A 7,046-nucleotide genomic window follows, 5' to 3' on the forward strand; every position below is an offset into this window, starting at 1 on the left:
CCGTTCCTGTTCAAAAAGCAGTCTTAACGTACAATAATTTTCGATATCCAAACTGACCCCTTTACGCACGTTCGGTGCCCTGCTGCTGCTTGAAAGCCTGGTGACGCTGAGCATCGCCTCCGGCGGCGTGGGGGCGCAAAAAGCCGTGCTCTACTTCAAAGGGGGGAGCTTTTCCTTCGTAGCCATTCTTATCCTCTCGGATAAGCCCTACAGCAACCTGCTGCTGGCTATCGTTTTTGGCTTCGCCTTCTTCGTGATTGGCCTGTTCGTGATTTCTTCTGCGTGGGTGGTCAGGTATCCCCAGTGGAAAGGCGCTGTCCTGAGTGGCATTGCGCAAATTCTGTTTGCGATTTTCATGTTCAGCCCTTATCCGACGCACTACAAAGCCACAGTATCGGTTTTCCTGGGGACACTGATGTTAATTAGTGGCATCAATACGGTGCGGCTGGCGCTCCGGGTGAGCCAAGTTCGTGAAGGGTTGTCGATATTCGAGCTGCTGGCCCCTTCTGACCTGCGGTATGACTTTAAAAAGCACCCGACGCCGCGCCCCGATAATCATGACACTGTCCGTACTGATTTCAGCGGGCCATTAACGGTTCATATCTGGACACCGGAGGGCACAATAGCTAATACCTCCCCCGTTTCCCGACCCGTAATTAACCGTTACATCGCGGCGGTGGATACCGATGGCGTTATTTCCACCGGGCATGCCGCGCTTGAGCTGCCGCCGGATGTCTATATCAGCCTCTATCCCTCAGCCGATATCGACCGCACGCCTTCTGAATTCCTTAATATCCTGAAAGCGACCCAGGACAATAACGTGCCCGGTATATTCCAGCCGGACTACGCCACTGAGGCAACAGACTGGTGCGACTCGGACCGCAAGATCCACTTTCATAAGTACAACGGAATGGCGCTGCAGCGCTACTGGCAGGGCTATCGGATGACCACCACTTACAACCTGACCTACCGCAACTGCTCAAGCAGCGTAGCGTATGCGTTAGAGGCCTCGCTGGATGGCGTGCTTTCTGAGCAGAGCAAAAACCTGCGCGCCACGCTGCGAACGTTGTTCATGCCTGAGTTATGGATTGCCGCCCAGGTGCGTAAACGTGCGCTCTCCATGGCCTGGACGCCGGGGCTGGTGATGGATTACGCCCGGGCGCTGCGCAGTATTGTTCATCCGATACCTGAGCCTTGGTATCAACGACTCTCCGACAAATGGCGTGAACGCCAGAGCGGCAGAAAGTCGTAGACAAAACCTTCGAGCGCACGCAATGCGGTACGCCCGAACTCTTTCAATCACCCTTTACAGGCAGACGTAAGCGATTTTCACTTGGCGTGGTGCTCGGATTGCCGCCTTCAGGCTTTCCCCTGTTCTTCACGAATAAATAACGTCAGCACAAAGAACACCGCGACAAAGGCAATAATCAGATTGAAACCCAACGAGACACTGTACATCTGGGAAACCTGACCAATCAGCCACCCTGCAAACGCGCCGCCTATCCCTGATGCCACATAAATCAACCCCATGGTAGAGCCGCTCTTGTCCGTGAGTTTAGTCGCAACGGCGGAGGCGGTTGGGAACAATACGGACATGGCGAAGCCGAATACCATAAACAGATAGACAAAGTGAGTGGCAAAGTAGCGGCTGGCGATGATGGCAATCAGCGAGAACAGTGAAAACAGGATCAGCGTTTTGCGATCGCCCAGCTTGAGGTTGATAAATCCGCCGATAAAACGCCCTATGGTGAACAGTATGGCAAAGCTGGAGATAACATACGCCGCCGTCGCCATCTTCTCCTGCGCACTTGCGCCAGCGATATCGAGAGAACTGTAGAATATGGGGAAGAAGTTCAGGAAAGCGGCTTCCGCAGCAACATAGAACAGGATAAAGCCGACTACCAACATTAAACGTCCTTGGCTGAGTAGATGCATGAAATCAGACAGCTGCATCTCCATACCTTGTGCCTTTTCCAATTTCAGGCTGCTTAGGACCAGAATAATAATCGCCACAATCACTGCGATGCCGACGTAAAACAGGCGCCAAGAAACCTGGTGAGAAAAGAGCTGTTGTAAAATTAACGGGGTGACTATCATGCCCACACCAAACATGGCATTGGAGAAGTTGAACATCATGCCAGCTTTCTCTTTATAGAAAGTCGGGATCACGGTAATAATCGATACCAGCATCGAACCGATACCCAGCCCGACGATCAGGTAAAAACCGAAGAACAACAGCACGCTGAACGCCAGACTGGTGCCGACCAGACCGACGGCCATCATCAGTGAGCCTATCAGCATCATGATCTTCAGGCCCTTCTTATCGGTAAAGTAACCGGTAAGCAGGCTGGCAAACAGAAAGCCAATCTGGAAGAACATGATCAGCGTACCTATCTGCCCCATGTTCAGATTGATATCGTGTTGAACCTGCTCCAGAATAAGACCCTTGGTATTCTGTATGCCGCCAAGAAGAAACATGGTGACAAACAGCAGGAAAAATACTTTCCATTTTTGTTGGTTAGCCATAACGATTTCCTCAGGTTAGCCGTTAGCTTGCGGATAGTGATTGCCTACGGCGTCGAAAAGTTCTTGTTCCGCCCAGCCGTAGCAGTAATAGAGCAAATCGTCGCAGTCGCTGCGTTCTGCTGCGTCGATTGTTTCCAGCAGTGCCTCAGGGGAGAGATTCCACATCTGGATCCCACTGTAAATAAAGGTGCCGGGCTGCGATTTCTCACGCACCAGATTGTTTTGCTGTTTCACGAATACAATCGGGAATCCTTCCGCCTTGAATTGCTGATAACTGATGTCATAAGGCAAATCGAACAGGCGCATAAAGGCGCGGAATGCGCTTTCGCGCTGCGATTCATCCCTGGCGAAATATTCAATCAATCCTTGCACGTCCGCTCCGCCGCCCAACTTGTGATACGGGAAGTGTTTCAACGCTTTGGACGAACGGGTGAGGGCCTGGTAATCCTGGCCTAAAATCCAGGAATAGGCGGGCGGCCACAGATCGAGCCATAGATCCGTATCCCCACCATCGATGGCGCTAATTTCAGATAGCAGACGCTGCACGAAGCGGGAGACGCTATGTTGGCGGAATGCGATCCACCGTTGCAGCAGCTCGTCTGCCAGCAGCGCATCTACCGTGGCGTCGTAGTGTCCGGTGCGCATTTGAACGGCCAACGCTTCCAGGCGCGCGCGGACTGCGTCAACATGAATGCCGAGCACGGTCATTTCGTGTTGGCAGTGTGGGCAGAAGCAGGTGAATAACCCTCTGGGGCTGACGCTTTTACCTGCCCAATCCGGGTAGCGGATACGATCAATCAGGAAGGTGGAATAACCATATTGCGCATTGATGGCGCTGAACGTGGTCTTCCAGAGCTCAATGACATTCGGGCCATTGGGGCATAACCAGTGTTCCACCGGATCGCCGCGAAAATCGACCACCTGATTTTCTGAAACCTGTCCGCCAAAGTCTCCATTGAGAATGTTGGCCCAGGGGATGACCCGATAGTGGCTGCCGTCGGTAGCCTGTTTCAGGTCCAGCAACGGATCCTGCCCGGCAATGATCGTCGGGTCTACGCGCTGGTACAGATGTTGCGGCTGTATGTCGAGTTTGACATGCAGCGTGGCGGTTCCTTGCACACACTCATGTTTGGGATTGTGCGGTAGGCGTCCGGCCGGGTAAGGGTTGCGTTCAAAGATGGTATTCACCTCGACAAATAGGTGATCCACGCCGTTCATCTTGCTGATGCGATCGAGTATCGGACCAATGCCTTCATCAAGGATATCGTGAGGGTGTATATGGATCCCGGCCATGTGGTACTCCTTCTGGTGCTTTCTGATTGCTTATAACCTCCGTCATTCAAGTTGCCGCTTTTACTCATCTGGCCGCTGCAAGCAGCGTTCAAATCTGCTTCTAACCGATCTGTCATCCCAGTCACTTAGCGAGGTAAGCTCCGTAGGATGAATAAGCGCGTTGCCAGGCTGCAATTTGAAATCCATAGGTTTGCATCTATATAAGTTGTGTATCAGGCATAAACTGAATAGAAGGATAAACCGCGTGGAGAGCCAGCATGGCGATCCCGTATAGCGGAGCTTGTTCTTTCAATTCAGAAAGTTCAACTGATACCCTGGTGTTGGCAAACAAGTGTCTGTCGAGATTGGCTTGTACCCGAGGCATAAAAAGGGCCGCGGAATGGGAAACGCCGCCGGTGAGAATGACCTTCTCAAAGTTGGCGATGGTCACCATGTTGAGAATGCCGATGGTAAGATAATCCGCCAATTCCTCAAGCAGCATCACAGATAGGGTTTCACCTGCTACTGCGGCGGCTAATATCTCATTGGCATTCATGGCGTTGCCGCTAAGCGCCGCCATCCTTTCCTTAAGCCCGGAACCGGAACAATAATTTTCAAAGCAGCCTTTATTTTTCCAGTTCTGGTTAAGATGATTACGTTCAAACAGCATATAACCGATTTCACCCGCCGCATTATTGACCCCCCGGATGATTTTTCCGTCCATCAGCAGCGCAGATCCCAGCCCGGTGCCGATGCCAATCAGAGCAGCGCTGTGTACGTGCCGACATTTTCCGCGCCACATTTCACCAATCAGCGCCGCTCGAATGTCGTTCTCCAGCACGACTCTGACATTGAGGCGCGCGCCCAGTTCGGCGGCGAGCGGCATGTTGTCCCATTCGGGCAGGTTGGGTGAGCCTTCAAGCACCATTCCGCTGCGATAATCGACAATGCCCGGTGTAGCAACGCCGATGACCTTCAGTTTGTCGCGCGGAACGCTATGGCGTTGGATAAATGCTTGAATGCTGGCGCTGAACAGGTCTAGAAACGCCCGGCGAGTTGTCACGTTATAAGTGGGCTCCTGATGCTGAGCCAACAGTTCCGCATTGAGGTTGAACAGCGAGAAGGTGATTTTGGTGCCACCCAAGTCGATACCGATGCCTAGCCCATGGTTAGGTTCGAAGTTAACCAGAATGCCTTTGCGCCCGAGGCCGCCGCCTTCGCTCACGCCGCTTTCATAGATGATCTTCTCTGCCAGCAGATCGCTGACGATTTCCGAGATCGTTGCTTTAGTTATCCCGGTAGCCTTGGCTATCTGAGCGCGCGAAAGCGGCGAGTTTTCCCGGATCACATTGAGAACCACACAAGCGTTCATTTGGCGTAGCGTATTGGGAACATTCAGGTTCAAAGTATCGTCCTTTTAGTTTTTAAACAAAACTAATTTGGTGGTAAATGAGTTAATCACCCTGATTTTGTTTACCATATCGTCATTTATACGCTCATATAAAGCGTTATTTTTGCCACATAGTTTGTTTTGTATATTTTTATGTAGCGGATCACAAAATGACGGGATGCCGTTGCTGCTGGCGGCCGCATCCTGCTTGAGGAGGAGATGATGAGTTGGATGACAAAGCCAAAAACATCTCGATGTGTAGGGGCGCTGCTGCGCCTGTCAAGATAGTCAATCAGGTACACAACGGTTCATGGTTAGCTAAAAACGGCGTAAACCCTCCTCCAATATGGACGGGGGCTTTAAAGATCGGTCAGGTGTTGACTGACTTTGAACATAGGCTCTGAGCGTCTCAATCTACGGCGAAAACAGAAAGTGTGAGCAGCGGTTGTAATGTGATACAGCCATGCTTATTCAACAATTGAATTTCCACATACACCTCGTTGGGTTTCAAAGCTGCTCCGAAAAGCAACCATCTTCTCAATGCGGTGTATCAAGTTTCAATCGCTGGCTGTATCACATTACAACCGGACCAGCGGGAGCATTTGAACAGAAACTTACGGTTTTGCCCTTTCGGTAGGCTCAGTACCGTAAGGTTCGCCATCAACAAAGTAAGTTCCATTGGGTAATACGTGTTTATAGGGTAGTAAAGATATATGGGCTAATACGTCATCATCAATAACCTCACCATTTTCACGTAATCCCTCAACAATGTTGCTTATTCTAGATGTGTTCCAGTACAGGATTGCATTAGATACCAGACTCAGGGCGCTGGCTTTATTCATGATTTCTTCGTAATCACCGGTTGTGAATTCGCCCTGATTTGCAAAAAAGATCCATCTGGGTAACTTATGTCGGTATTCGCCTTTATTTAGCTGAAGCTGGACCGTACGACGCAAATCGTGATCGGTCATATAGCGCAGAATATATTCCGTCTTAATAATTCGCCCCAGATTGGTAAACGCCTTAGAAAGACGATCAGATGGAAAACTGTTGGTGAGCCTCTCTACGATAACATGGGCCGGTGCTGTGCGTTCTTTGAGAGATTGCGATACATGAATCATCGCATACCATTGTTCTTCAATAATATCCAGATCTGCCGTTTTATTCAGTAATGGTGTGAAAACACCATAATTAACCGTACGGTCAACCCGATAAAGTTGTTGATCTTTCAAATCTTTTATTCGTGGCATAAAGTAATATCCAAGCAGATAACACAGTGCGAAAATTATTTCGGTATAACCATGGGTATCAGTAGTATGCTCGCGAATTTTCAGGATCGTGTTGTTTTCCAGAATCCCGTCAAGTACATATAAGGCTTCTCTTGGATTACAGGAAATCGCTTTTGTGCTGTACACCGAGTATTGATCTGATACGTGCGTATATATCCCAATCGCCTTTTCGTAATAACCATAATAGCGTGGATAATAGGCCGCAAGGAGGCTGTCTGCCCTGATTCTGAAACGCTGCGCATCAGAAGACGACAATTGCCCCGAACCGTGTACCTGACTGAAAGGAAGCTGATGATGCTGATTTACAATTTCTGCACTGGCGGCTTTAATCGTGTCTTCCCGCACGTAAAACTGCAATATATGCCGCAGCATGTCGACAGTGATATCGTTAACGCTGGTACTCATAGCAACCACGCCAAGATTGGTTGCCTGCGCTGAATCTGTACTGCAGTAACGGCTGGGCGGAGATCGACAACAACATCGCGGAAAACGCCCTGCGCGGTGTGGCTCTGGGCCGGAAAAACTGGTTGTTCGCAGGCTCAGACGAAGGTGGGGAGCGAGCAGCGATA

At 50.4% G+C, this 7,046-nt stretch carries 3 protein-coding genes and 3 pseudogenes; 2 read left to right on the forward strand and 4 right to left on the reverse strand.

Translation table 11 applies throughout. The annotated features are described in order from the left end of the window. Window positions 1-58: 58 nt before the first annotated feature. Window positions 59-1,252 (forward strand): annotated as a pseudogene (locus tag ACRDCA_RS08880) (HdeD family acid-resistance protein); the annotation flags it as partial. Window positions 1,253-1,359: 107 nt separating this feature from the next. Here ACRDCA_RS08880 and ACRDCA_RS08885 read toward each other — a convergent pair. The 4 genes and pseudogenes from ACRDCA_RS08885 to ACRDCA_RS08900 all read right to left on the reverse strand — a co-directional run. After that, window positions 1,360-2,526: an MFS transporter gene (locus tag ACRDCA_RS08885; RefSeq protein WP_438689215.1), complete on the reverse strand. Its 1,167-nt coding sequence runs from the start codon at window positions 2,524-2,526 to the stop codon at window positions 1,360-1,362. A 15-nt stretch (window positions 2,527-2,541) separates the two neighbouring features. Then, on the reverse strand, window positions 2,542-3,819 hold the full coding sequence (locus ACRDCA_RS08890) for a hypothetical protein (protein ID WP_438689216.1): 1,278 nt from the start codon (window positions 3,817-3,819) through the stop codon (window positions 2,542-2,544). 196 nt (window positions 3,820-4,015) lie between these two features. Next, complete coding sequence (locus tag ACRDCA_RS08895) at window positions 4,016-5,203, reverse strand: ROK family transcriptional regulator (RefSeq protein ID WP_438689217.1); 1,188 nt, start codon at window positions 5,201-5,203, stop codon at window positions 4,016-4,018. A 599-nt stretch (window positions 5,204-5,802) separates the two neighbouring features. Next, a pseudogene (locus ACRDCA_RS08900) lies at window positions 5,803-6,912 on the reverse strand (transposase); the annotation flags it as partial. Between ACRDCA_RS08900 and ACRDCA_RS08905 the strand changes: the two are divergent. After that, window positions 6,906-7,046, forward strand: a pseudogene (locus ACRDCA_RS08905) (IS66 family transposase); the annotation flags it as partial. The pseudogenes ACRDCA_RS08900 and ACRDCA_RS08905 overlap by 7 nt on opposite strands.

The sequence above is a fragment of the Serratia sp. (in: enterobacteria) genome, from assembly GCF_051654945.1.
GTDB lineage: Bacteria > Pseudomonadota > Gammaproteobacteria > Enterobacterales > Enterobacteriaceae > Chania.